25 protein-coding genes and 1 tRNA gene are annotated in these 23,672 nt (G+C 64.7%); 13 read left to right on the plus strand and 13 right to left on the minus strand.

Translation table 11 applies throughout. The annotated features are described in order from the left end of the window. Nucleotides 1–163: 163 nt before the first annotated feature. Nucleotides 164–847, plus strand: a complete 684-nt coding sequence (locus tag BQ7471_RS07685) for a Crp/Fnr family transcriptional regulator (RefSeq protein ID WP_076465362.1) — start codon at nt 164–166, stop codon at nt 845–847. A 77-nt stretch (nt 848–924) separates the two neighbouring features. On the opposite strand, the gene BQ7471_RS07690 is transcribed toward BQ7471_RS07685, so the two are convergent. Together BQ7471_RS07690 and BQ7471_RS07695 are read right to left on the minus strand one after the other, a co-directional pair. Continuing rightward, nucleotides 925–1,086, minus strand: a complete 162-nt coding sequence (locus BQ7471_RS07690; RefSeq protein ID WP_076465364.1) for a Sp36 family protein — start codon at nt 1,084–1,086, stop codon at nt 925–927. A gap of 4 nt (nt 1,087–1,090) precedes the next feature. Beyond that, entirely contained in the window at nt 1,091–1,429 is a 339-nt protein-coding gene (locus tag BQ7471_RS07695) for a WhiB family transcriptional regulator (protein WP_076465365.1), read from the minus strand. Nucleotides 1,430–1,580: 151 nt separating this feature from the next. Between BQ7471_RS07695 and BQ7471_RS07700 the strand changes: the two genes are divergently transcribed. From BQ7471_RS07700 to BQ7471_RS07720, 5 genes are all read left to right on the plus strand, one after another. Then, the gene (locus tag BQ7471_RS07700) at nt 1,581–3,734 is read left to right on the plus strand and encodes a transglycosylase domain-containing protein (RefSeq protein WP_076465367.1); all 2,154 of its coding nucleotides are present in this window, start codon (nt 1,581–1,583) and stop codon (nt 3,732–3,734) included. Nucleotides 3,735–3,752: 18 nt separating this feature from the next. Next, nucleotides 3,753–4,751 carry a metallophosphoesterase gene (locus BQ7471_RS07705; protein ID WP_083663313.1) on the plus strand — a complete coding sequence of 333 codons (999 nt, stop codon included), beginning with the start codon at nt 3,753–3,755 and terminating at the stop codon, nt 4,749–4,751. An 87-nt stretch (nt 4,752–4,838) separates the two neighbouring features. Further along, a tRNA-Pro gene (locus BQ7471_RS07710) sits at nt 4,839–4,912 on the plus strand. A gap of 238 nt (nt 4,913–5,150) precedes the next feature. Further along, nucleotides 5,151–5,954, plus strand: coding sequence for a hydroxymethylpyrimidine/phosphomethylpyrimidine kinase (locus tag BQ7471_RS07715; protein WP_076465368.1), 804 nt, complete (start codon nt 5,151–5,153; stop codon nt 5,952–5,954). Between the two features lie 197 nt (nt 5,955–6,151). Beyond that, the gene (locus BQ7471_RS07720; RefSeq protein ID WP_235821269.1) at nt 6,152–6,772 is read left to right on the plus strand and encodes an NYN domain-containing protein; all 621 of its coding nucleotides are present in this window, start codon (nt 6,152–6,154) and stop codon (nt 6,770–6,772) included. A 435-nt stretch (nt 6,773–7,207) separates the two neighbouring features. Here BQ7471_RS07720 and BQ7471_RS07725 read toward each other — a convergent pair whose 3' ends face one another. Both BQ7471_RS07725 and hisC read right to left on the minus strand, forming a co-directional pair. Beyond that, a complete protein-coding gene (locus BQ7471_RS07725) occupies nt 7,208–8,197 on the minus strand; it encodes a bile acid:sodium symporter family protein (RefSeq protein ID WP_076465371.1) in 990 nt (329 codons plus the stop codon). Nucleotides 8,198–8,240: 43 nt separating this feature from the next. Further along, on the minus strand, nt 8,241–9,305 hold the full coding sequence (gene hisC, locus BQ7471_RS07730; protein ID WP_076465373.1) for a histidinol-phosphate transaminase: 1,065 nt from the start codon (nt 9,303–9,305) through the stop codon (nt 8,241–8,243). Nucleotides 9,306–9,416: 111 nt separating this feature from the next. Between hisC and BQ7471_RS07735 the strand changes: the two genes are divergently transcribed. Next, entirely contained in the window at nt 9,417–9,800 is a 384-nt protein-coding gene (locus BQ7471_RS07735) for a phage holin family protein (RefSeq protein WP_076465374.1), read from the plus strand. A 44-nt stretch (nt 9,801–9,844) separates the two neighbouring features. On the opposite strand, the gene BQ7471_RS07740 is transcribed toward BQ7471_RS07735, so the two are convergent. The 5 genes from BQ7471_RS07740 to BQ7471_RS07760 all read right to left on the minus strand — a co-directional run bounded on the left by BQ7471_RS07740 (nt 9,845) and on the right by BQ7471_RS07760 (nt 13,889). Then, the gene (locus tag BQ7471_RS07740) at nt 9,845–11,488 is read right to left on the minus strand and encodes a hypothetical protein (protein WP_076465376.1); all 1,644 of its coding nucleotides are present in this window, start codon (nt 11,486–11,488) and stop codon (nt 9,845–9,847) included. Beyond that, nucleotides 11,478–11,786 (minus strand): hypothetical protein, encoded by a 309-nt coding sequence (locus tag BQ7471_RS11160; RefSeq protein ID WP_129583385.1) that lies wholly within the window; start codon nt 11,784–11,786, stop codon nt 11,478–11,480. Before BQ7471_RS11160 ends, BQ7471_RS07740 begins: the two co-directional genes overlap by 11 nt. Before the next feature lie 182 nt (nt 11,787–11,968). Continuing rightward, nucleotides 11,969–12,517, minus strand: a complete 549-nt coding sequence (locus BQ7471_RS07750; RefSeq protein WP_076465379.1) for a hypothetical protein — start codon at nt 12,515–12,517, stop codon at nt 11,969–11,971. Next, a complete protein-coding gene (locus tag BQ7471_RS07755; RefSeq protein ID WP_129583386.1) occupies nt 12,514–12,924 on the minus strand; it encodes a hypothetical protein in 411 nt (136 codons plus the stop codon). Before BQ7471_RS07755 ends, BQ7471_RS07750 begins: the two co-directional genes overlap by 4 nt. Continuing rightward, a complete protein-coding gene (locus BQ7471_RS07760; protein ID WP_129583387.1) occupies nt 12,924–13,889 on the minus strand; it encodes a hypothetical protein in 966 nt (321 codons plus the stop codon). The genes BQ7471_RS07755 and BQ7471_RS07760 overlap by 1 nt, the downstream gene beginning before the upstream one ends. Before the next feature lie 165 nt (nt 13,890–14,054). Here BQ7471_RS07760 and BQ7471_RS07765 point away from each other — a divergent pair, with 165 nt between their 5' ends. Next, entirely contained in the window at nt 14,055–14,837 is a 783-nt protein-coding gene (locus BQ7471_RS07765; RefSeq protein ID WP_076465383.1) for a fructosamine kinase family protein, read from the plus strand. 116 nt (nt 14,838–14,953) lie between these two features. Here the strand turns inward: BQ7471_RS07765 and BQ7471_RS07770 are convergent, their stop codons facing one another. Then, nucleotides 14,954–15,133, minus strand: coding sequence for an ATP-binding cassette domain-containing protein (locus BQ7471_RS07770; protein WP_407922683.1), 180 nt, complete (start codon nt 15,131–15,133; stop codon nt 14,954–14,956). Nucleotides 15,134–15,208: 75 nt separating this feature from the next. On the opposite strand from BQ7471_RS07770, the gene BQ7471_RS07775 reads away from it, so the two are divergent. The 3 genes from BQ7471_RS07775 (at nt 15,209) to purB (ending at nt 18,802) form a co-directional block, all read left to right on the plus strand. After that, on the plus strand, nt 15,209–16,540 hold the full coding sequence (locus BQ7471_RS07775; protein WP_083663314.1) for a sensor histidine kinase: 1,332 nt from the start codon (nt 15,209–15,211) through the stop codon (nt 16,538–16,540). After that, nucleotides 16,537–17,253: a response regulator gene (locus BQ7471_RS07780; protein ID WP_076465386.1), complete on the plus strand. Its 717-nt coding sequence runs from the start codon at nt 16,537–16,539 to the stop codon at nt 17,251–17,253. The genes BQ7471_RS07775 and BQ7471_RS07780 overlap by 4 nt, the downstream gene beginning before the upstream one ends. Before the next feature lie 88 nt (nt 17,254–17,341). Continuing rightward, on the plus strand, nt 17,342–18,802 hold the full coding sequence (gene purB, locus BQ7471_RS07785; RefSeq protein ID WP_076465388.1) for an adenylosuccinate lyase: 1,461 nt from the start codon (nt 17,342–17,344) through the stop codon (nt 18,800–18,802). Nucleotides 18,803–18,938: 136 nt separating this feature from the next. Here the strand turns inward: purB and BQ7471_RS07790 are convergent, their stop codons facing one another. The 3 genes from BQ7471_RS07790 to BQ7471_RS07800 are packed head-to-tail and all read right to left on the minus strand — an operon-like array spanning nt 18,939 to nt 22,934. After that, on the minus strand, nt 18,939–20,597 hold the full coding sequence (locus BQ7471_RS07790; protein WP_076466276.1) for a glycoside hydrolase family 13 protein: 1,659 nt from the start codon (nt 20,595–20,597) through the stop codon (nt 18,939–18,941). Nucleotides 20,598–20,632: 35 nt separating this feature from the next. Continuing rightward, nucleotides 20,633–21,307 carry a pyridine nucleotide-disulfide oxidoreductase gene (locus BQ7471_RS07795; RefSeq protein WP_235821270.1) on the minus strand — a complete coding sequence of 225 codons (675 nt, stop codon included), beginning with the start codon at nt 21,305–21,307 and terminating at the stop codon, nt 20,633–20,635. Between the two features lie 10 nt (nt 21,308–21,317). Further along, complete coding sequence (locus tag BQ7471_RS07800) at nt 21,318–22,934, minus strand: alpha/beta hydrolase (protein WP_076465389.1); 1,617 nt, start codon at nt 22,932–22,934, stop codon at nt 21,318–21,320. 150 nt (nt 22,935–23,084) lie between these two features. On the opposite strand from BQ7471_RS07800, the gene BQ7471_RS07805 reads away from it, so the two are divergent. Beyond that, a complete protein-coding gene (locus BQ7471_RS07805; protein ID WP_076465391.1) occupies nt 23,085–23,366 on the plus strand; it encodes a metal-sensitive transcriptional regulator in 282 nt (93 codons plus the stop codon). 57 nt (nt 23,367–23,423) lie between these two features. Then, on the plus strand, nt 23,424–23,669 hold the full coding sequence (locus tag BQ7471_RS07810; protein WP_076465393.1) for a heavy-metal-associated domain-containing protein: 246 nt from the start codon (nt 23,424–23,426) through the stop codon (nt 23,667–23,669). Nucleotides 23,670–23,672 lie beyond the last annotated feature (3 nt).

Here is a 23,672-nt window from a genome sequence, read left to right on the forward strand (position 1 = left end):
CAACGGCTCACCGCGCATTGTTACGCACGGCGCACTTCTCGGGGCATAATGTGTGGTGAGTCATGAAAGACTCCAGGACCGAACGTCTTGGAGTTGATGAGACAACCATCGTCGGCCATCCGGACTCCTCCGGGGCCAATGAGCAGAACGGAGCTCGCGCCAAATGTTCGGTGACGGCAACTTCATCAGCCAGGTTCCGCTTTTCGGCGGCCTCGACGAAGCCCAGCAGATTTCCCTCCAACAGAAGATGGGCCACACGACGCTTCGCCGCGGTGAAACCCTTTTCGACGAGGGCGACCTCGGGGATCGTCTGTATATCGTGACCGAGGGCAAGGTGAAACTCGGTCATACCTCGAATGATGGACGCGAGTCCCTGCTCGCCGTCCTCGGCCCCGGCGAGATCATCGGTGAACTCACCCTCTTCGATCCGGGCCCCCGCTCCACGACGGCGACCGCCGTGTCCCCGGCCTCCCTGCTCTTCCTCGAGCACGAGGACCTTATGGAGATCCTCGATACGAATCCCGCACTGGCGAAACACATGCTCAAGGCTCTCGCCCAGCGCCTGCGCCGCACGAACGAGTCCCTGTCCGACCTGGTTTTCTCCGATGTGCCCGGGCGCGTCGCCAAGGCGCTCCTCGATCTGGCGGACCGTTTCGGAACGGTATCCGACAAAGGAGTCCACGTCCCCCACGACCTCACCCAAGAGGAACTCGCCCAGCTGGTCGGCGCGTCTCGTGAGACGGTCAACAAGTCCCTCGCCGACTTCGTGTCGCGCGGATGGATCCGTCTCGAGGGTCGCGCGGTGACTCTGCTCGACGTCGATCGTTTGGCGCGCCGCGCGCGGTGACCCGACGTCCCCCGCCAACGTCACGAGCGGCCTCGAACCGAATGGTTCGAGGCCGCTTCGTCAGTCGGATCAGCGGGTCATTTCTCGATCGGGCGCTTGAGGTAGGCGACGAGGTTCTCCGACCCGGTCGGACCGGGAATCACCTGGACAAGTTCCCACCCGTCGGCGCCCCACTGGTCGAGGATGGCTTTCGTGGCGTGCGTGAGCAACGGGATCGTTGCATATTCCCATGTAGTCATGGCGTCATCCTCTCACGTGTGCGAGGACTCGCGGAACCTTCGGCTCGCGGATCTCCACCGCGAGAGGATCGTTAGACGCCTCCAGCCATTCCTTCCAATTCGTCACGTGGGAATAGTGGCGCAGGATCGCCCGACGCTCTCGTTCGGTCAGGCCGCCCCAGACGCCGAAATTCGCTTCGGATTCGAGGGCGTCGGCCAGGCACTCGAGGCGGACCTGGCATTGAAGGCAGCGCAGCCTCACTTGGCGCTGACTCGCGCCTTGAACGAACAACGCGTCGGGTTCGTAGGAGGCGCACAGCGCCTTCGCCACCCAACTCTGGTCTTCATCGACACCGAGGGTCATGAGATGCACTCCAAATGGCTCGCCTATGAGCTTTCACCTGTGACGATACACACATGTCATGGTTTTCGGCAAACCGAGTCCACGGTGTCATCGGTCATCTCTCAGGCAACACTCAGCGCCGAATCCGTGTACAGCACGTATTCTTGGTGCTATGTCGCAACCGCATCCGCGTCTCGTCCGTCCGGCACAACTCGTCGCGCTACTGCTCGCCTTCCTCAGCGTCTCCGCACTCATGGGAATCCTCGGCGCGGGGATGCTCGTGCCCGCAGCGGGGTCGGCCGCGATCGTCGCGAAGTCCGTTCCGACGATCTTCGACGACCTTCCCAGCGAGATCCAAGTGGTGCGGCCCGCCGAACAGTCGAAGATGCTCGACGCATACGGCGGAGTCATCGCCAGTTTCTACGACAAGCAGCGCATCGTCGTCCCCTCGGCGAATATCGCCGACACCATGAAGCAGGCGATCGTTGCGATCGAGGACAAGCGCTTCTACGACCATCACGGTGTCGACGCGACGGGTATCGCCCGAGCCCTCGTCTCCAACCTGTCGGATTCTGGCACCCAGGGCGCATCCACGATCACTCAGCAGTACGTGCGCAACGCCCTCCAGGAAAAGGGCTATCTCGAGGGCGACACCGATCAGGTGACCTCCGCGACGGAGCAGACCCCCGCGCGCAAGCTCCGCGAAATGAAGTACGCCCTCGCCATCGAACAGAAGATGGATAAGGATTCGATCCTCGCGGGCTATCTCAATATCGCCCCCTTCGGCCCCATCACCTACGGCGTCGAAGCTGCAAGTCAGCGCTACTTCTCCAAATCCGCTTCGGAGCTCAACTACCTCGAGTCCGCTTTGCTCGCCGGCCTCGTCCAGTCGCCCGTCGCCTACGACCCGCTCACCTACCCCGAGGCCGCCCAGGAGCGCCGCAACACCGTCCTCTTCGTGATGCTCAACGAGGGTGTCATCACCCAGGAGGAGTACGACCAGGGCATTGCGACCCCGATCGCCGACATGCTCTACCCGACCACATCGGCCGAGGGCTGCTCGGGCGTCTCTACCTCCGCCGGATACTTCTGCGACTACGTCCTCAGCCAGTTCCTCGCCGATGAGACCTACGGGGCGACCTCGGCTGAACGCGAACACCTGCTCAAGACGGGCGGCCTGACGATCCGCACCACTCTCGACCCCAATATGCAGCAAGCGGCGTGGGACGTCCTCACCGCGACGATCCCCGTCAATGACGCATCCGGCGTTGACGACGCCCTCGTCTCCCTTGAGCCTTCCACCGGCAAGATCTTCGCCATGGCGCAGAACACTGAATACGGTATCGAGGGCGCGCAAACGATGAACAACTACGCCGCCGACGGCGAATTCCAGGTCGGATCGACATTCAAAATATTCACCCTCCTCGAATGGTTCAAGGAGGGGCACTCGGCGTACGAGTCCGTCGGGTCGACGAACCGCAGCTACGGTTCCAGCGCCTTCAGGTGCGGCGGCCAAGCCATCTACACCGAGCCCTACAGAGTGAACGACCTTCCGGGCAAGGACGGCCCCATGAACGTCATCAAGGCGACCGGACTGTCCGTCAACCAGGCCTTCGTCAATATGGCGTCCAGGGTCGATTTCTGCCAGGTGTTCCAAACTGCCTACGACTTCGGCATCACTCAGAACGGTGAGGTGCCCGCAGCGCTTCCCGCGAATATCATCGGCTCCTCATCGGCCTCCCCCCTCGAAGTCGCCAGCGCATTCGGCGCCATCGCGAACCGCGGCCAACTGTGCACCCCCATGTCCATCCTCACGGTCACCGATCGAGATGAGGACACGCTGAAGGAGTACGAGCCGTCCTGCGCGGAGATCGTCTCCCCCACCGTCGCAGACCAGGTGGCCACCCTACTGACCGCGTCGGCGGGTCAGTACTACACGTCGACGCGGCTGTCAGACGGCCGCCCATTCGCAGCGAAGTCGGGAACGACCGACGGCAATTCGAATACGTGGCTCACGGGGTTCACGCCCTCGATCGTCACCTCCGCCTGGGTCGGCCACGCGAACGCCTCGACTACGCCGGTCGCAGATGTCACAATCAACGGACGGTACTACTCCGCGATCTACGGCGAGACCTTCGTCGGGCAGAACATCTGGGCGCCCTACATGTCGGCAGTCCTGGCGGGAACGGAGGCGGAGGCAATGCCCAACGCCTATATCGGCCCCCAGCAGGCCACCCGAACCACCCGGCAGCAGACGACGACCGACTCGGACAACACGCAGGCCCGCACTCAAGAGTCATTCAGCGCCGCCCCCGGGCGGCGCTGAATGAGGACAGGGGGAGCAATGACTGACGCATATCTGCCGCTCGGCCTCGAATACCTCGCCGATCAGCCGTCGATCGCGCCCCGCGGCCTCATCGCATCGGGCCGCGCCCTCGGCATCGCCCTCGGCGGTTTTACCGTCGCGGGTATGGCAGCCCTCGCGTGGGGATCGGTTGAGCGCAGACTGCCCGTCCTCCGCCACGTCACCGTCACCCTCCCGCCCGAGCGCGAGATCCGCGATCTCGACATCCTCCACATCTCCGACCTCCACCTCTACCCGGGCCAGGAGTTCATCGTCCGCTTCCTCAAGGACGTCGCCTCCGCCCACGACATTGACCTCGTCGTCTCAACGGGCGACAACTTCGGCGCCGTCGAGGGCCTCGACCTCGTCAAACGCGCTTACGAGCCCTTCATCCACCTTCCCGGGGTGTTCGTCCTCGGGTCGAACGACTACTACTCGGCGCGCAAGAAGAATTGGGGACGCTACCTCATCGGCGGGCACAAGCTCCCCGAGCCGACGATCCCCGATCTGCCGTGGACGCATATGGTCAAGCTCTTACGCGACGCGGGGTGGCTCGACCTGTCGAACCGTTCGGGCACCCTTGAGATCCCCGTCAATGGGGCTGGTCCCGCCCAGACGGTGTCGTTCCTCGGGACGGATGACGCGCATATCAACCGCGATCGGATCACCCCCGTCGGTGATGAGTGGGCGGCCGAGAACTCCCTGCGGATCGGCGTCACCCACTCCCCCTACACCCGTGTCATCAACGCCTTCACCTCGGCGGGTGCGGATCTCATGCTCGCCGGCCATACCCACGGCGGGCAAATCGGTCTGCCCGGCTTCGGCGCGATCGTGACGAATTGCGACATCGACCGGGCTTATGCGAAGGGTCTGCACGCTTGGAGCGCCAATGGTCACGAGTCGATGCTGCACGTGTCCGCAGGCTTGGGCACCTCCCCCTATGCTCCTGTAAGGATCGCGACGCGCCCCGACGCGACAATGATCCACATCCGTTCATGATCCACACCTGCCCGTGGCGTGTGATGCACACGGCAGCACCCGTTTTTTGCAGGGCGATTCCCCGGTCGCTATACTCAAACAGTCATACGGGGTGTGGCGCAGCTTGGTAGCGCGCTTCGTTCGGGACGAAGAGGCCGTGGGTTCAAATCCCGCCACCCCGACCGTGTGAAGTCCCAGGATATTGTTCCGCAATGTTCTGGGACTTCGTTCAGAACGCACACAGTTTCTGGAAACCAAAGCTAAGCTGAACAGCTCCCAAGCCGGTGACCTGCAGATATGTAATGATCGTCCACGTGCGTGAGGAGTTTTGTAGGGAAACTGTGTGCGTAATAGCGTAGCTTGAATCTCGGTGTCTTCCCCCGAGTGGTATTCCTGCGCCTTTTGGTCCACTCTTGAGTCATGACTACTTTCACGCTCGCAATTGCAGGGTCTGAGGCCTCCGGCGGAGCCGGCGCTCAGACGGACATCAAGACCTTCCACCAGCTCGGCGTATTCGGGGCGACGGCGCTGACGTGCATCGTCTCCTTCGATCCGGCGAACGACTGGGGGCACCGCTTCGTCCCCATCGATCCGACAGTCATCCACGACCAGATCGAAGCGGCGGTATCCGTCCACGGCACGCCCGACGCAGTGAAAATCGGGATGCTCGGCACCCCCGCAACGATCGACGTCGTCGCCCAGGCCTTGGACGAGTACTCGTTCCCGAATGTCATCGTCGACCCGGTCCTCATCTGCAAGGGACAGGAGCCCGGCGCAGCCCTCGACACCGACAATGCTCTGCGCGAGCTCATCCTCCCCAAAGCGACGGTCATCACTCCCAACCTGTTCGAGACGCAGATCCTGTCGGGCATCGACGAGATCACAACGGTCGAGGAACTCTCGGACGCCGCCAAGCGCATCCACGACCAAGGGGTTCCCGTCGTCATCGCGAAGGCGGGGACTCTGTTCAACACGGGAACCGCTCTCGACGTCTATTACGACGGCGAGACCCTTGAGGTCCTTGAGGTTCCCGCAGTCGGCAGGGAACGAGTCTCGGGCGCCGGGTGCACCCTCGCCGCGGCCATCACCGCTGAGATCGCCAAGGGCGCGTCCGCCCTCGATGCGACGCGCACCGCGAAGGATGTCGTGGTGAGCGCCATTGAGAACCGTATGCACGGCAATGCGCCCTTCGACTGCGTCTACCAGGGGCGCTACGGGCGCTAATTCCCCTTCGATACGACGGTGGCCCCGGAGTATCGCTCCGGGGCCACCGTTGATTCACAGGCTGCTCGCCCGCGTCGATGCGCTGTGCGGGCTTGCATGGGTGGTCGGGCACTGATAGTGTCATGCCATAGCTCCCCGTCGTCCTTTGGGATTGGCGGGGTTTACTCTACCTACAAGGGGCCAATATGCTGCCGAAGATGGCCGTTGTTATCGACTACCAGAATGTGCACCTCACAGGGGTTGAACTCTACCTGCCGGGCCGCCCCAAAGAGGAAGGACTCATCGATCCGTTCAAGTTCGCGTGCCAGCTTGCCAAGGCACGCAACAAGGACGGAGACCATGAAGTCGAGCTTGCACGGGTCGAGGTCTACCGCGGCCTCCCCTTGCAGGAGGACGATGCCAGCGCATACAGGCGGAACCTCGAACAACAAGCCAACTGGCAGAGTGGCCACGTCGGTGTGGTGTCAGTGAACCTACGCCCGTTAAAGTACGTGTGGGAGTGGCAACACGGCAAGAAGGTCCCCATCCGATCCACACGCCAAGAAAAGGGCGTGGACGTCCTGTGTGCTCTCGCCCTTGTTCGCCTTGCCCGCTCAGGAATGTACGACATCGTCGTTTTGGCCTCCCGGGACACCGACCTTGCGCCTGCCTTGGACGAGGCCGCGAGCTTGAAGAAGGCCAAGGTTGAGGCCGCGAAGTGGTATGACCACGATGAAAAGCGCACCTACGGCAACATCAAAACTAAGGCGCGGATCTGGACCACGTCCATGTCGCGCGAACACTTCCAACACTCGCTAGATCGACACGATTACAGGTGATTGAGTGCCACTCGTGTGTATCGTCACCATTTCTAGGGCATTCACGGTACCAGGAAGGACACGGACCTAAGGGGAATCCGGGATTGTTGGACTAAATGCACTGCTCTGATCGAGGTCTTCGACTCTCTCATGGAGGAAAGTCCTGGTTTTAGTTGGGTGTGTGTCGTGAGAGTGAACACTGATTCGTGTCCGGTGTGTGGCTCTCGAATGATCCTTCACGGAAAAATGAATCCCCCCAGTTGAAGCAAGTCATATCGGTGATGGACAACCAGATCGAATCAGCCGACACCAAGCCTCACACGCCTGCCCAGCAAACGCATGATCCCCAGGTGGCAGTTGCCATCAGCTGCAACGACCTCCACCACTCGACCCCACACCACACGACCTGGGGCTAGCCCAGCAACACATTGTGCCTTATAACCGCGTCGATGCAGGTCAGTCGGTGATGGGACGACGGCGGTAGAGCATTGCGAGGACGGCGCCGGACAGGTTGTGCCACACCGAGAAGACGGCGCCGGGCAGTGCGGTCTCCGGGGTTGCGGCGAAGTGGGTTACGGCGAGGGTCGCTGCGAGGCCCGAGTTCTGCATTCCGACCTCGACGGAGATCGTGCGGTTGACTCGCTCATGTCCGCCTGTCACCTTCGAGGCGAAATAGCCCAGCAGATAGCCAAGAATGTTGTGGCACGCGACGACGAGCAGGATGAGCAGTCCCGCCGAAAGGATCTTCGATTGCGACACGGAGACGACGGCGAGGACCACGTAGCAGATGCCTACCACGGACACCCACGGCATCGCGGGCAGGAGCGGCTCAACGATCGTCGACAGGAAGCGGCGCACGACGAGGCCGCCGACAACGGGCACGAGAACCATCTTCACAATGGAGATCGCCATCGCCGTGGCATTGACGGGCATATAAGCGCCCGCGAGCCATCCGGTGAGCACAGGCGTCATGAGGGGGGCGAGGAGGGTCGACACGGACGTCATCGTGACCGAGAGGGCGACATCTCCCTTGGAGAGGTAGGAGATGACATTCGAGGACGTGCCGCCGGGTGCGCAGCCGACGAGGATGACACCGACGGCGATCGCGGAGGGTAATTGGAAGACCCATGTGAGCAGCACCGCGAGGAGCGGCATGATGACGAACTGGGCGATGACGCCGATGAGAACCGGGAGTGGCCTTTTGACGACGAGCGCGAAGTCCGGCAGTGTCAGGGTGAGTCCCATGCCGAACATGATGATTCCGAGCGCCCAGTTGGTGCCCGCGGCAAGGGGTGTAAACACGTCAGGGAGGAGCATCGCGAGAATGAAGGAGGCGATGATCATGAGGGGGAAGACGGTGACCGCAATACGCGCGGAGCGGTCTTCGCTCGTCGTAGTTCCTCCCTGTTCGGCGGAGGACTGTGGTGGTGTCGATGTACTATTCATCTCTCCGTGGTACACCTCTGGCTGCTGCCCGAGATGTTTCGTCTCACTGGGTGGGTCCACCGCGCACAAACCTGCGCGCAGCCTCAAGGACGCGGTCATTCGTCGACGGATCTGCGACGGTGACGCGAATGCCCTCGGGGAAAGGACGCACGACGAGGCCCGCAGCAGCGCACGCCTCGACGAAAGCGCTGCCCGTTCCGGACACGAAGACGAAGTTCGCCTGAGAATCGGGCACGTCGTATCCCATGGCCCTCAGCTCGGCGATCATCCGGTCGCGTTCGGCCACGATCCGCTGGGTGCTCATGCGAACCGACTCGTCATCGTCGAGGGAGGCCAGTGCGGCCGCCTGGGCGATACTCGACACTCCGAAGGGGACCGACACCGCTTGGATCGCATCGATCATGTCCGCGTGTCCGATCGCGTATCCGATGCGCACCCCCGCCAGGGCGTGCGCCTTCGAGAAAGTGCGCAGGACGAGGAGGTTCGGATACTGCGCGATGAGGGGGATCGCAGTACGCCCCTCGGGATCCTCAGAGAAGTCGATATATGCCTCGTCGACGAGGACGAGCACGGTCGACGGCACTCCCCCGACGATTGAACGCACATCGTCGCGTGACAGCGCCGGACCCGTCGGGTTATTCGGCGAGCACACGATGACGACCGCCGCATCCTGGGCGGCCTCCACCATCGCGTCGCAGTCGTGGGTCCCGTCATCTCTGAGAGGCACGGGAGCCGCATGGCCGTGGCAGGCGGGGATCGCGATCGGGTAGGACTCGAAGGATCGCCACGGGTAGACGACCTTCGCCCCCGGTTCGCACACGGCAGTCAGCGCGGCGATGAGCAGGGCAGAAGAGCCTGTCCCCACGCAGATCTGGTCGGCGTCGACGCCGAGGCGCCCGGCGAGGGCGTTGCGCACGGGGGCGGCAGTGAGGTCCGGGTATCGGTTGACCGTGTCGAGGTGGCGGGCCATCTGATTGATGACCGCCTGTGATGGCGCATCGGGGATCTCGTTGGAGGAGATCTTCACAGCCCCGGGGGCGCTCTTGCCCGGCGCGTAGCGTGGGAGGTCGACGACTTGGGGACGGATCGGGACACGGCATTCGCTCATATGGCAGTCCTACCGCATACGACGCACGCGCGCGACCATACGGCCACCACGTGAGAGGGGACGAGTTCGGTGCAGCAGGACGAATCAGGCGGAGTGCGGGATAATGGGGTCATGGAGTTCGTTCTTCGCTTGGCCGCGACAATGGCCGGAATCTGGGTGTCGACGCGTCTCGTGCCCTCTATCAGCTTCGATGAGGGGACCTCACTGTCGACGACGCTGATCTCCCTCGCAGTCATCGCACTGGTATTCACCGTCATCAACTCCATTATCAAGCCGATCGTGAAGACCCTCGCCTTCCCCCTGTACATCCTGACCTTCGGGCTCTTCGCACTCATCACGAATTCGTTGATGTTCGCGCTCACGGGGTGGCTGTCCACGCAATTGGGCTTCCCCTTCCACACGGGCGGCTTCGTGTCGTGCGTCCTCGGCGCCCTCATCACCGCTGTCGTCTCATCGATCGTATACGGCCTCGTCGGCTCCGATTCGAAGAACTGAGTCGCTGCCCTGGCCGCTCGGCGCACGCCGCCGAGTCGCACCCGTCACTGTGGTTCGTAGGTTCTGCGCGTATCGAAGACGAATGCGGTCGACGCGGTATTCGCCTCCAACCCGAGGCTGTGTCTGCGATGCTCTTCCCACTCGTATACGTCGCCGCTCTCTCCGCCCTCGATGGACTCCATCAATGTGCGGTAGGTGCCCAGGTCGTGCGCTGTCGGGACGCCATCGGGGGCGACCTCGGGCGGGTAGTGGGCGCCGTCGAAGTGGACGGTGAGCGTATCGGAGTCCGCTCGGTTCGCCGCGCCGTCGAGCGCGGGGACGAGGTCGCGCGTGTTCTCGAGGTGTAGAGCCGATACTCCCGGCGCAGGTGGGGAGGCGGCTGTCGGTGATCCGGCGGTGAGGACCGATGACACTGAGTAGTGTTCGACGACGTCGGGGTCCGATCCGAGTTGGGCGGCGATGATTCCGCCCTGGGAGTGGCCGACGAGTTCGACGTTCTCCCCCGGCGCGATGCCCGCCATGTCCATGGCGGCGAGTACGGCGCGGCGCTGGTCGGAGTCGGCGCCGGATACAGCCTGGAAGTTGGTGAGCATGTCCTGCGGGTTCGTCCCGCCCGCTCCCCACTGCTGGGTTCCCCGGATGATGACGCTCCATGACCTCGTTGTCGTCCCATCGGCGCCGGGGGTGTCGTGGCGGAGGACCGTGATTTGGCCTTCGTCTCCGCCGCTTCGCATGCCCGACAATGCGGCGAGAGCCTGAGAGGGCGAGTGCGGGGTGGCGGCCGGGGTCGGCGCCTGCCCGGGCGGCATGTCGGGGACGACCGGCGTGCTCCGCGTGCGCAGGTGTGTGCCCACGGGGTTGTTCCCCAGTGAGGCGAAGACGGAGAACAGGCCGGCACTGACGGGTATCCCGCCCCCGGGGACGAGGACGGCCCCCGACCAAGCGGGCTCGTTAGAGGGGACGACGCGCGTCATCGCGGCGTCTCCTGTGCCTGTGGAGATGACGACCCCGGTGGGGCGGCCCTTCGCCCAGGCGCTCGCCCCCTGGGCCCAGACCCCTGCCAGCTGAGATGCCCTCTGTGTTCCCACTGCATTGTCGGGTGGTGCGTCCCCCCACGTCAGCGGCGTCCGGGCGGAGATGTGTCGCCCGAAACCGTCGATGTCGAATTGGGTGCGAGGACTGGACAGCAGATCCGATTCGCCGAACGCGAAGGCGAGCCCCGCGGCGCCGATATCCTCCATCCGCGCGCCGGGTTCGATGGTGTGCTCCAGGATGAATCTCTTCAGGGGATGTGCACCATTCGACGGGTGCGAGGAGTCAGTCGGCGCAGTTCCCAGGTGCATCTCCGCTGTCTTCTCGAAGGCGTGGAAGCGCTGGGCGTCCCCCTCTGCTGCGATGTAGATGGCGGCGGCGTAGGCGAGATGAGTGCAGAACTCATTGATCCGCCGGGCGACGGCAGTGGCGAGCGCCAGCGCCTCCGCCACCGATGCTGCGGCGATTGGCGTGGCGATCGGTGCTTTCCTCGAGGCCGTCCGGATGGCCTCTTCCGCGCGGGCGAGAGCAGTGATCACGGCTTCTACATCTTCGCCGTAGCTGCGCAGTCGCAGGTAGGAGGCGATGAGTTCGTCGGTGTCGACACTGGTGCGCCCGCCGGAGATGACGATATGCGCCGTCTGTTCAGGAGGCACGTCCAACCTCCCACCACTGCGGAACCGTCAACGGCAGGAGGCTGATCGGCTCCGGTGCCGCCGCCACCTCATCGCACTGCTCATTGACGTGGGTGAGAGCCCATTCGAGGCTCTCTACAAGAGAGGAGAGGTCTGCTGCGATTGAGGAACGGACGCCGTGAGCGGCATCGGCGCTGGCGCCCTCCCACCCGGTGAGAGGTTCCACTGCGAAGATGAGACGCGCATTGTCTGTTTCAGTGTGTGCAGCGGTGATCTGTGTGCGTGCTGCGTCGAGTTGTTCGAGAATCCACGGGGTCATTGCGCCTCCTGAGTCCATCGCGATCACGGCGCACACTATCGGGGCGTCATATCTCTCTGCGAGGACGAGGAGCGGCTCCTGTGAGTGTTCGGATTCGAGCCGGACAAGTGTGGATGCAATCCCCTTGTGGATAAACCGGTTCCGCCGGATGAGAGCATCAGTGGTCGGTTGAGCGGATCCGATCACCAGTCGGCAATGCCGAATTCTCGACGGGGGGCACTGAGGTCGTCAATGAAACGTTGCTGAGCGTCGAGCCAGTCGATGCGCAGTGTTGCCGCCCGTTCGGCGATGCTACTGGCGAGGTCGAGCGAATCGGGGTTCGTCTCGACGAAAGCGGCGAAGTTGGAGGAGTTGCACACGCAGTCTGCGGGGATTCCCGCTTCGGCGGCATCGGTGAACGCCTGTTCTGCAGCCTCGCGCAGCCTCAGGAGGTTGTCTCCAAGGCCTGCATGGGCGTCGGCGGTGGCCGTTATGAGGGGGGCGATGTCCGCGGGCACGGTCCGGGCCCACTCCTGAAGGTTGACCGCCGCCTGGGACAGGGCGACCGGATCGCCCGGGACGAGTTCGCCGGGAGTCGCCGGGATCCTCGTTACCGTGCCCGTCGGAGAGAATTCTGTGGGGCCGACTCCCTCACATCCTGTGCGTTCGAGCAACAAGACGGCGATGAGGCGGGAGAGCTCACGAGTGTCGGGTCGTCCACAATCGGCGTGCACATCGGCGAGACGCATCATTTGCCTTCTTCAATCCTCTTGATACCGGGGGGCAGCGGCAACGCGTCCCATTCCTTCGTCCATACACCGTCCACCTGCACGACCTTCGAGTGGCCGATATCCGAGGACAATAACCACAGGACGTCCTCGTCCTCCTGCCAGATGACTCCGACGGGGTGGGCGCTCATGAGATAACGCCGATCGTCCTGCCAGACGATCGTGCCCGAGGAGTCCTTGATGACGGGGTAGACATTGCGTTTGCCGTTGATCTGCTCTGAGAGGAACTCCGAGGTATACCCGCCCGATGGGGACGTGCGCGTCTCGCCGTCGCGCAGGACCGCCGGATCGGGCCCGGTGCACGCTGCAAGCCCGAATATTGCGAGGACCGAGGCGAGGAGGACCCCGCCCAGCTTTGCACGACGATTCATCAGTGCGGCCACCCCTTCCCGGAGACGACATTGCCGTGAGCATCGACGATGACAGTCGTCTCTCCCTGCCAGCCGATATGGATGTCATAGGGATCGGCTCTGCCGAAGGTGATGATCTCGGCGATGGTGGATTTCCACCGATCCGTCCCGTATTGAGGATTCGGGTCGATCCTATCGTTCCACCGATAGTTCGACGCCACGGTGACTTCGTAGGTGCCGTCCTCGAGCGGACGGACTCTGGTCGTGCCATTGTGGTTGAATCCCCCGGCATTCGCATCGGTGCCGTGGAGGTACTGGTGGCCGACGATGCCTTCGCCGTTCTCCATCTCCATGGGCGACGTCGTGTTGAAGGTCCCATCGGTCTGCCCGGTCTGAAGGTATTGCTCGACCGCGGCCTTCGCCTGTTCGTCATTGATTGCGGCGACGTTCTGAGTGAGCATCGGGCTGGATTCCATGTATTCCGTCCACGTCGGATCGTTGTCGATGGTCCAATCGTCGCCTCCGCTGAGGTAGCGATCGAGAATCGCCCGACCGGCCCAGTCGTTGGACGTGTGCGAAAATCCTGTGCGGTCCCCGGGCAGGCGATCGTTGCGGACCCGTCTGCCGTCGCGCCCGTCGGGGTTCCGATCCCTATCGCGCCCCCGGTTGCCGTCGCTTGCGCCGCTGCTGGTGAGCACCATGCCGACTCCTGCGATGGCGCCGTCGCTGCTGCTCGTCTTCTCCTGGTCGGCTGCCTCACCATTCAACCGGGTCCTCGTCTCATTCAAGGCGGTGGAACTGTGCGTCAAAAGCGTTCGACAGTGCTTCCACGTGTGCTCGAACCTGTCCGCGTCCGGGCCCCTCCATCCCGCATGCGCTAAGAGGGCCGTCATATCGCGTTCGATGAGGTTGAGTTGCTCGGCCGACTCGCCCATCGCCAACGCCAGTCGGCGAACCTCCTGAGCATCCATCCCAACAAGTGCCACGCTGTATGCTCCAATGGGTCGACGATCGTAGGTTCTCACTGTAGGGGATGGCAAGGAGCCGTTTCAAGGGAATTTGGTGTCGACTGAATGAGCCTCTGCCAGACCGGGGCGGGCACCGCTGGCGACTACTCTGATATCGACTCATGACAGCTGATCGGAGAACGCATGGACACTTGGAGGAAGACCGATCCTCATCCGTCGAGGATCTCCCACGAAGCGTGTTCCCTCGCGTGGCTCGCCAACTCCGGCCCGGGCTCGACGCCCGTCGTCCGCGTCCTCGGTGTCGGGGATACGTGGATCGAAGAGGAGCGTCTCGTCCGCTCCTCGCCCACTGCTGTGGCGGCGGAGGATTTCGGCCGTACCCTCGCCCGCACGCACGCAGCCGGAGCCCCTCACCTCGGGTGCCCGCCCCCGGGTCATGAGGGGGACGGATGGATGGGGCTGGCACCACTGCCCCTGCTCAGCCAGTCGGCAACCTCCTCGTGGGGTGCCTTCTACGCCGAGTACCGCCTCGCCCCCTACCTGGAGTGTGCGGCTTTCAGCGCCGCCGACCGGGCCCTCTTCACCCGCCTCCTCGACCGGCTCGCCTCAGGCGACTTCGACCACCGCCAGCCCGCCCTCGTCGAAGAGGGAGGGGCAGGAGCCGCGCGTACCCACGGGGACCTGTGGAGCGGGAACGTCATGTGGACACCGGCAGGAGCCGTCCTCATCGATCCCGCGGGTCAGGGCGGACACGCCGAAGAGGATCTCGCCCAACTCGACGTCTTCGGATGCCCCTATGGGGGGAGGATCCGCGCCGCCTACGACGAGGCCTCTCCCCTGGCAGACGGGTGGAAGGAGAGGATCGGACTCCACCAGCTCCACATCCTCACGATTCACGCTTCCCTCTTCGGCGCCTCGTATACACCGGATGTCATGAGGATCGTCCGCCGATTCGTCGACCGGTGACGATGGCGCAGACGCCCCCGCCCGCACACATGTCAGCCGTTGGCGGAGGAATCGTCAGTGCTCGACCACGGTCCTCACTCTTACCACCGCCGCAGCGACAAGGACGAGGACGACGCTCACCAGTGCGACCGCCGCGACATAGGGCACAGCAGACCGAGGAGCATTTTCATCGTCGTGGATTTGCCGGACCCATTGGGGCCGAGGAACCCATAGACGCATCCTGCGGGGACATTGAGATCGAGTGAGTCGACAACGGTGCGCCCTGAAAAGGCCTTCGTGAGGCCGTGGGTGGTCACGACGCAGTCAGATAATGGTGTGTGCATGGCATCTATCGTCATCGGTGCTGGTCGCGACGCACATCGTACCGTGGGATGGTTCTACGCTCCGTCGCTTTCATACCGTGGGATGAGGGCGTCGAGGCTGCGGTGCCCTACGGTGGTTCCATGACCTCCTCGTCCGCCGCCCCGCCGTGGCGCCGTTTCATGCCGATGCCCCTGGATGCGGGTCTGGGCATCGTCGTCGGCGCATTGGGGACGGCGCACCCACCAGAACCCGCCACGGCTGTCGCGATGAGCGTCAATACGGTGGCCGTTGTCGTCTGCGCGGTCGGTATCGCATGGCGTCGGCGCTTCCCCCTCGCGGCCGTCGCCCTCATCGGCGTGGGATTGTCCGTCTCGGTCGCGGTGTCCGAGCAGATCACGATCGTCGCCGTTCCCGCGGCGCTCATCGCCGCATGGACCATCGGGTCTCGCGTGGATCCGCCGTGGCGCTGGCCCCTGTACGGGTGGCTGTTCCTCGGCTGCGCAGTCGCCATCGGACGCATCGTCCCGCTCAATGACGACACGACGACCGTCATACAGGTGTTCATCCTCGTCGTGTGGTCGTGGGGGATCCTCTCCGCGGCGGCGCTGGCGGGGGCGCGCAGGCGCACGATACGGGGGCGCATCGAGCTGGCGGAGGAGAGGGCGGCGCTGCTTGCGGCGCAGCAGGAGACTGCGGCTCGACTGGCGGTCGCACAGGATCGTGCCCGCGTGGCGCGGGAGGTTCACGACCTCCTGGGGCATACGCTCACGGCGATCGCCGCCCAGGCCGAGGGCGCGAAGTATGTGCTGTACTCCCAGCCCGAGCGCGCCGAGGAGGCCCTGACAACGATCGCGGAGGTGAGCCGCACAGGCGTGGAGGACGTGCGCGCCCTCGTTGATCTTCTGCGCGATGATTCCACCGGAGCACTCTCCCCTCAACCGCCTGACGGTGGGACTGGGACGCCCACTCCCGCGCTGAGCCCTGTTGCTCCCCCGGTGACGAGGACGGCCTCGTCCCTCATCGCGCAGATCTGCGATATCGCGGCCGCAGTCTCCCCCGCGGTCGAGGTGGAGGTGCAGTGCTCGCAGTCGCCGCACCCGTCGATGGCGGTCGTCGATGCGATCCTCGGGGTGGAGCGCGAAGCGCTGACGAATGCCCTGCGCCACGGCGCGGGGGGTGCCCGCGTTCGGGTCTCCTCAACCGGGGAGCATCTCTCGTTGAGCGTCACGAACCCCATCGTTCCCGACGCGTCCACCTGCGCGAGTCCCGACGAGGACGGTGAGCGCACGGGGGTCGGCATTGAATCCATGCGCATGCGGGCACGCTCCATCGGGGCGCGCGCGACTGTCGGCCCGGCTTCGGACACGACGTGGGCCGTCACCATGGAGGCGCCGCTGTGATCCGTCTCGGACTCGTCGACGATGAACCACTATTCGCCACCGGCCTCGCCATGATCCTCGATTCGCAGGAGGATATGCGCGTCGCCTGGCGGGCGATACACGGCCAGGATGCTTTGGTGCGCCAGAGGGCCGACCCCGTCGACATCATCCTCATGGATGTGCAGATGCCCGTGATGGACGGGGTGGAGGCCACTCATTCCCTCGCCGAGCAGGGCCTCGCCGGGCGCGTCATCGTGCTCACGACATTCGACACCGACGCCTATATCCTCGGGGCGATCGACGCCGGGGCCTCCGGCTTCCTCCTCAAGACGACTCCTCCCGCAGAGTTGATCGCCGCGGTCCGCACTGTGGCGGGCGGCGACGCCGTCATTTCGCCCGGGCCGACCAGGCGCCTTTTGACTGCCGTGCAATCGGGAGGGAGAATCCCCGACGCCCCCGGCCCGTTCAGAGTCCCCTCCCCCACAGGCCATGACGCGCAAGATCTGGAAGCAGTGAAGAGCCTGACGGAACGCGAAACCGAAGTGCTCGCTCTCATCGCCGAGGGCTTGACGAATCAGGAGATCTGCGATCGCCTGTGGTTGTCCATGCCCACTGTGAAGACGCACGTCTCCCACCTACTCGTCAAGACGGGGGCGCGCGACCGTGTCCAGCTCGTGCTCTTCGCCCTGCGCAGCTCCATTGTCTCGGCCGACACTCTCCTCAGGCGCCCCTGAAAGGGATGGTGTCGCGCGGTGACGATCCTCGCGGTTCACAAGGCGAATCGCGAGCCTGGGAGTCGCCCTCGTCTGGAATGATGAGGGCATGAGCGCGAACTGGTCATCCCTCTTCTCCCCCGACGGCGGATACGCCGACCTCGCCGCCGCAGGCGAACCCCTTTCCCCCCTCGACGGCCGCTACCGCGCAGCCGTCGCCCCCCTGTCGAATACCCTGTCCGAGGCGGGCCTTAACCGGGCGCGCGTCCACGTCGAGGTCGAGTGGCTCATCCACCTGCTTGACGGCTCCGTCCTTGCGGGGGCGCCGCGACTGAGCGACGCCGAGCGCGACTATCTTCGCGCCCTGCCGCGCGATTTCTCCGCCGAGCACATCGCCCGCCTCGCCGAGTTCGAGGCCGTTACCCGCCACGACGTCAAAGCGGTGGAATACCTCATCGGCGAGCATCTGGAGGCCGCTGCGACCGTCCTCGGGCAGGACTCCGCCCTGCCGGGCCTGCGAGAAGTCGTCCACATCTTCTGCACCTCGGAAGACATCAATAACCTCGCCTACGCCCTTACCGTCAAAGCCGCAGTCGAACAGGTGTGGCTGCCCCAGGCTCGCGCCCTGCTCACCCGGCTCGAACGCTTCGCCGAAGCGGGCGCCGATATCCCGATGCTCGCCCACACTCACGGACAGCCCGCTACTCCCGTCACCATGGGCAAGGAGATGGCGGTTTTCGCCCACCGCTTCTCCCGCCAGCTGCGCCGCATCGAAGCGACCGACTACCTCGGCAAGATCAATGGCGCGACCGGCACGTGGGCGGCGCATGTCGTCTCCGTGCCCGACGCGGACTGGCCCGCCATTTCCAGCGCCTTCGTGGAGGGACTGGGGCTGACGTGGAATCCGCTCACCACGCAGATCGAATCCCACGACTGGCAGGCGGAACTTTACTCCGACATCGCGCGCGCCGGGCGGATCGCTCACAATCTGGCGACCGACTGCTGGACGTATATCTCGATGGGCTACTTCCATCAGAACCTCGCGGCTCAGGGGTCGACCGGCTCGTCAACCATGCCGCACAAGGTCAATCCGATCCGCTTCGAGAACGCCGAAGCGAATCTCGAAGTGTCGTGCGCGCTCCTCGATTCACTGTCCGCCACTCTCGTCACCTCCCGCATGCAGCGCGATCTGACGGACTCGACGACGCAGCGCAATATCGGCGTCGCCTTCGGGCATTCGGTCCTCGCATTGGACAATCTCGTGCGCGGACTCGACGGCGTCGATATGGATGCGGCGCGCATGGCCGCCGATTTGGATGCGAATTGGGCGGTCTTGGGTGAAGCTGTCCAGCAGGCGATGCGGGCCGCCGCGATCGCCGGGGCGACGGGCATGGCGAACCCCTATGAGAGGCTCAAGGAGTTGACCCGCGGGCACGAGGTCGGCCAGTCGCAGATGCGGGACTTCATCTCAGGACTGGGACTTCCCGCCGAGGTCGAGGCGCGCCTCCTCGCCCTCACCCCGGCCTCCTACATCGGTTTGTCACAGCGCCTGGCCCGCTGGGAGAAGTGAGCGTTCGGAGTCGGTGCAGCCGCGTCCACTAGGCGCGTTTCCCACTCGATCGGCAGCCATGCGACGAGTTCAGGGAGACTCGTATGAAACACCCCCGCTCATTATGAGCACGAAGCCGCTTCGACTCTGGCGCTCCCTAGTCCACGCGGTACCAGGTCGTCGAGTCCGCGGGCAGCACCCGCGCCTGCGCTCCCCCGGCGGTGTTGAGCACGAGCCGCGCATCGTCCGCGCCCTCCCAGGCAATGGCAACGTTCTCGTCCCCCGTGTTCGTCATGCAGACGAGGGCGCCCGCCTTGAATGCGACGACGCTGTCCTCTTCCGAGTCGATCCACTCGATGCGACTCGCCTCCCCCAGCAGCTCACGCCGCCCTCGAATGAGGTCGCGGTACAAGGAGAGCATCGACTCCGGGTCGCCCGTCTGGATGTCGCGGGCGAAGTCGCGGAAACGCTCAGGTTGGGGCAGCCACGGCTCTTGCCCGTCATCGGGTCCGAAACCCATTGACGATCCTTCAGCGCTCCACGGCAGGGGAACGCGGCAGCCGTCCCTGCCCAGGTCCTTCCCATTCGTGCGCAGCCACGCGGGGTCCTGGCGCGCCTCGTCGGGAAGGTCGAGGACCTCGTCGAGGCCGAGTTCCTCCCCTTGATAGACGTACGCCGTCCCCGGGAGGGCGAAGAGCAGCGCTGCGGCCGCTCGCGCGCGACGCACCCCCAGGTCCGCATCAACCGCCCAGGTTCGGCGCGCATCGATGAGCATGTCGGCAGGATCGGGGTCCTTGTCGACCTGTCGTTGCCCCAGTCGGGTGACGAGCCGGTGGACGTCATGATTGGTGAGCGCCCACGCGGGGCCGTCTTCGGCGCCAGCGCTGCGATAGCACCGGTCGATTGCGGCGCGCAGCCGGTGCGCGAACCACGGCTGGACGAGCAGATCAAAGGCGAAGACCTGGTGAAGGCGACCCGGTGCGGTGAAGAGCGCCGCAGTCTCGGGAGAGTCCACCCACGCCTCGCCGACGAAGTATTTCTCGTCCTCGTACGAGTCGGCGATCTCACGCCACTGGCGGTAGATGCCGTCGAGTTCGGGCTGGGCCCACAGACCCGACTGGCCCTCGTCCCACACGGGAAGCGGATCGGCTTTAATGAGGCCGTGCGCGACGTCGATGCGGAATCCGTCGACGCCCCGGTCGAACCAGAATCGCAGGATATCGGCGAACTCGGCGCGCACCTCCTCGTTGCGCCAGTTGAAGTCCGGTTGCGTCGTGTCGAACATGTGGAGGTACCACTGTGGGTTCTCGGACCCGTCGGGTACCCTGTCCCAGGCGCTGCCCCCGAAGATCGACGGCCAGCTGCTCGGAGGCTCATCGGCATCCGGGGCATCCGGGGCTTTTGCGTCGTGGAAGAGGAAGCGGTCGCGCTCGGCGCTCCCCGGCCGTGCCGCAATCGCCGCCTGGAACCATGCGTGCTGGTCCGAGGAGTGATTCGGCACGATGTCCATGAGGACCTTGATGCCGAGGGCGTGGGCATCCGCAACGAGGGCGTCGAATTCGGCGAGGCTGCCGTAGTCGGGGTTGATGTCCCTGTAGTCGGCGACGTCATAGCCGTGGTCGCGCTGGGGCGAGGGGTAGCAGGGGTTGATCCACACCATTGACACCCCCATGTCCGCGATCTGCTCCAGCGCCTCGCGCACGCCCGCAAGGTCGCCGATGCCATCGCCGTCCGAATCTTTGAATGAGCGCACGTACACCTGATAGGCGACCCGGTTGCGCCACCATCGGTCCGTCTGCGTCGATTCACTGGTCATGACTCTCCTCTTCGGTGTCGTCGACTGGCGGCCGATCACGGCCTCCACGCGGGGTCGGAGTCTGGCGCCCCGTATCGCGCATAGAGTTCATCGGGGCGGGCGGTCTCATCAATGAAATCGAGAACCGTCATGTCGGCGAGGACGACCGGCTGGGATCCCCCACCGCTTCCGGCGTTGGACGGGCGCGTTCCATCCGTCGGCGCTTCGCTCTCCCCGTTCGCCGACACGGAGGTGGAGGCGAGGACCCTGCCGCGGATCGCCAGCGGCGCCAGTTCCGAATTGTTCCACGTCGCACTCGTCGCGACATCGAGAATCTCAGCGACCGCCGTCAGGTCGAGGTCGGCGGATGCGGGCACGAGAATGTCGAAGGTCGCCAGGGACGGTTTGCCGAACCCGTCGCTGATCTCCGCCTTGATGTCGATCGGGATGTCTCGGGGGAGGGAGTGGCTGGGCGCGGAGAGTGCGTCATCGAGTGCGGCGAGCAGGAAGAGCCTGAAACGGTCGGATCGGCCCCGTCTGCGGGCGGGTCGCATGGCGCGCAGTGCGAGCCCAGCTCCGACGACGCCGACGCCGAGGGCTCCGATGACGAGGGGGCTGGCGATTTGGGGGATCTGCCTGCCCGCACCGGAGGCGGACTTGTTGACGGGCGTGGAGGCGCGGATCCACTGGGGCACGTCGCGCAGGTGGGGTCCTGTGGGGTCGCTCATCATTGTGGTCCTTTCACGTGGTGACTGCGTCGTCGGTAGCGGGGGGCGTCGGGGCCTCGGCGCCATCCTGAGGGGTCACGGGCTCTTCGTCTGCGGCTGTTGCGGCATCCTGTTGAAGTACACGACTCTTGGGTCCCGCTCCGGTTCCCGCATAGTGCTTGCCGACAGTACCCGAAGCGAAGGGGAATCCGGGAATGGACGCGATGTCGATCGATGGCAGTGCGGGCAGATCGACCAGCGGCGAGGGCGCCCACTCGGAGTCGTAGTCGACCGGTGAGAAGTCCTCGGCGCGGTCGAGCGCGACGAATGTGTCGACGGTGCTCGACTCCGTCGGCTCGAGGATGTCCTGCCACAGCTCGTAGAAGAAGACGCGCACGTCTTCGTCCTCGGCGGGGAAGTAGTCGCGCAATGCAGCGACTGCGGTGGGGGTCGGACCCCAGGGGGTGACTCCCGCCTTGCGCTCCAGTATGCGCACCGTTTGCGTGTACGTGGCGGATGAGTGCGCGTAGTACAGGGGTGAGGTGCGAGGTCTGACGAGCGAGCGGCCCACGCTGACGCGCTGATCGGCGGAGCGCGTCGGTGTGCCGTCCATTGAGGGGATGACGTCTTGATCGTGGGCCACCGACACCATGGTGACGTCGGGGCGCAGGCGGATCCTGCGACAAGGGCTCCCCGTCGCCAGAATCGCACGGACATTGACGCCTGCGCGTTCGGGCGGCATCGATGCGAGGGCGACCGCGATGATCCCTCCCTGCGAGTGCCCGCATACGAGGACGGGGTCGATCGCCCATTGTTCACTCGGGATGCCGTCTCGTCTCATTGCATCGTGGATCGCCCGCACGGTCCCGATGCGCATCGCTGATTCCAGGCCGATCATCTCGCGGATATTGGATTCCATATCCGCTGGATTCGCCGTGGAGTGGAAGTCCATATTCGCCGTTCCGGGCAGGGATACGAGCCAACGCCGCCCGGATCCGGCGCCGACCCGGGTGATCTTGACGGTGTGCCCATCGGTCATCGACCAGTAGAGGTCGTCGATATCGGCGCACATGTCTTTAAGGTCGCGGGGGACGTCAACGCGTCGGAGCTGAGCGGCTGCGTGACCGTCGGGCGCGGGGAGGGACTGGGGTCGGGCGTTGGAGTCGCGGATCGCCTGAGCATGGACGGGACCGCCGCGCATGGCGCCGGTCGCGGTGCCCACAGTGAGCATTGCAGTCATCAGCGCGTCGTAGCCGCGAGTCGGGATGAGGGGAAGGATGCGGCGCGCCCTCGTATCGTTGCGGGTGAGCGCAGCGCCTAGGCGCCACGCGGCCTTCCCCATGCGGGAGACGCTGCCCGCGATCGAGGACAGGGACCTCACGAACAGCGTGTCGAGACCCGGTTCGTCGAAGAAGATCCGCTGAGATCGTTCCGAGGCGCTGGTGCCGAGGGCGTCCGAGCGCGTGCGCGCCGCCTCGCGCCACTGTTCAGGCAGGAGGGGGAGTTCCGCTGCGGCTCCGCATCCGATGGCCGCGGCGAGAGTCGGGATGAGCGGGAGAAGCTTCGCCCGCACATAGGCGGGAGGGTACGACTGGGGGACGCGTCTGGCCGGCAGTCTCTTGGGCCGGTGCAGCCGCATGTTTCGCGCCATGGTCCTCCTTTCTGCGATCCTCCTATTGTCCGTCTTCGATCGGTCTCGCGCTCAATGTAGCGCTCCGGCGGTGCGTGGAGGAGGCACTCCCATTGACACAAATACCCCCTAGGGGTATTTTGAGATGGAATCCCGCAGTGAGGAGCGGAAATGGCGCACGGCTACTCATCATCGACCGACCAGTACCTCGCGCGACTGCGCCGCATCGAAGGCCAGGTCCGCGGCCTGCAGCGCATGGTCACCCAGGACGAATACTGCATTGACATCCTCACGCAGGTGACCGCCGTCCAATCCGCCCTCGATGCAGTCGCCATCGGCCTGCTCCACGACCACCTCGCCCACTGCGTCGTCGACGCGGCCCGACAATCCGATGAGGCGGCGCACGAGAAAATCGAAGAGGCCGCGAAGGCAATCGCGCGCCTCGTCAAATAGGACCCCGCCCACTCCCATCCTCGACACTCGAATCACCCAACCGCGAAGGAGAATCCCATGACCATCGAAATCGACCGCACCGTAGAACTCTCAGTCGATGGCATGACCTGCGGGCACTGCGTCATGTCCGTCACCGAAGAACTCGAAGAGATCGCCGGAGTGAAGAACGTCGAGGTCATCCTCAATTCCGGCGGCACCTCGAAGGTCACCGTCGTCACGGACTCCGAACTCGATGACGATGCGCTGCGCGACGCAGTCGCCGAAGCCGGATTCGAACTCGTCGGCATCACCCGCGACTTCTGACCC

Source organism: Actinomyces mediterranea, from assembly GCF_900155595.1.
In the GTDB taxonomy this organism is placed as follows: domain Bacteria; phylum Actinomycetota; class Actinomycetes; order Actinomycetales; family Actinomycetaceae; genus Pauljensenia; species Pauljensenia mediterranea.

Coding starts and splice junctions, on each gene's coding strand:
- BQ7471_RS07685 (WP_076465362.1), top strand. CDS start 164: ATGTTCGGTGACGGCAACTTCATCAGCCAGGTTCCGCTTTTCGGCGGC.
- BQ7471_RS07690 (WP_076465364.1), bottom strand. CDS start 1,086: ATGACTACATGGGAATATGCAACGATCCCGTTGCTCACGCACGCCACG.
- BQ7471_RS07695 (WP_076465365.1), bottom strand. CDS start 1,429: ATGACCCTCGGTGTCGATGAAGACCAGAGTTGGGTGGCGAAGGCGCTG.
- BQ7471_RS07700 (WP_076465367.1), top strand. CDS start 1,581: ATGTCGCAACCGCATCCGCGTCTCGTCCGTCCGGCACAACTCGTCGCG.
- BQ7471_RS07705 (WP_083663313.1), top strand. CDS start 3,753: ATGACTGACGCATATCTGCCGCTCGGCCTCGAATACCTCGCCGATCAG.
- BQ7471_RS07715 (WP_076465368.1), top strand. CDS start 5,151: ATGACTACTTTCACGCTCGCAATTGCAGGGTCTGAGGCCTCCGGCGGA.
- BQ7471_RS07720 (WP_235821269.1), top strand. CDS start 6,152: ATGGCCGTTGTTATCGACTACCAGAATGTGCACCTCACAGGGGTTGAA.
- BQ7471_RS07725 (WP_076465371.1), bottom strand. CDS start 8,197: ATGAATAGTACATCGACACCACCACAGTCCTCCGCCGAACAGGGAGGA.
- hisC (WP_076465373.1), bottom strand. CDS start 9,305: ATGAGCGAATGCCGTGTCCCGATCCGTCCCCAAGTCGTCGACCTCCCA.
- BQ7471_RS07735 (WP_076465374.1), top strand. CDS start 9,417: ATGGAGTTCGTTCTTCGCTTGGCCGCGACAATGGCCGGAATCTGGGTG.
- BQ7471_RS11160 (WP_129583385.1), bottom strand. CDS start 11,786: ATGACCCCGTGGATTCTCGAACAACTCGACGCAGCACGCACACAGATC.
- BQ7471_RS07750 (WP_076465379.1), bottom strand. CDS start 12,517: ATGATGCGTCTCGCCGATGTGCACGCCGATTGTGGACGACCCGACACT.
- BQ7471_RS07755 (WP_129583386.1), bottom strand. CDS start 12,924: ATGAATCGTCGTGCAAAGCTGGGCGGGGTCCTCCTCGCCTCGGTCCTC.
- BQ7471_RS07765 (WP_076465383.1), top strand. CDS start 14,055: ATGGACACTTGGAGGAAGACCGATCCTCATCCGTCGAGGATCTCCCAC.
- BQ7471_RS07775 (WP_083663314.1), top strand. CDS start 15,209: ATGGTTCTACGCTCCGTCGCTTTCATACCGTGGGATGAGGGCGTCGAG.
- purB (WP_076465388.1), top strand. CDS start 17,342: ATGAGCGCGAACTGGTCATCCCTCTTCTCCCCCGACGGCGGATACGCC.
- BQ7471_RS07790 (WP_076466276.1), bottom strand. CDS start 20,597: ATGACCAGTGAATCGACGCAGACGGACCGATGGTGGCGCAACCGGGTC.
- BQ7471_RS07795 (WP_235821270.1), bottom strand. CDS start 21,307: ATGATGAGCGACCCCACAGGACCCCACCTGCGCGACGTGCCCCAGTGG.
- BQ7471_RS07800 (WP_076465389.1), bottom strand. CDS start 22,934: ATGGCGCGAAACATGCGGCTGCACCGGCCCAAGAGACTGCCGGCCAGA.
- BQ7471_RS07805 (WP_076465391.1), top strand. CDS start 23,085: ATGGCGCACGGCTACTCATCATCGACCGACCAGTACCTCGCGCGACTG.
- BQ7471_RS07810 (WP_076465393.1), top strand. CDS start 23,424: ATGACCATCGAAATCGACCGCACCGTAGAACTCTCAGTCGATGGCATG.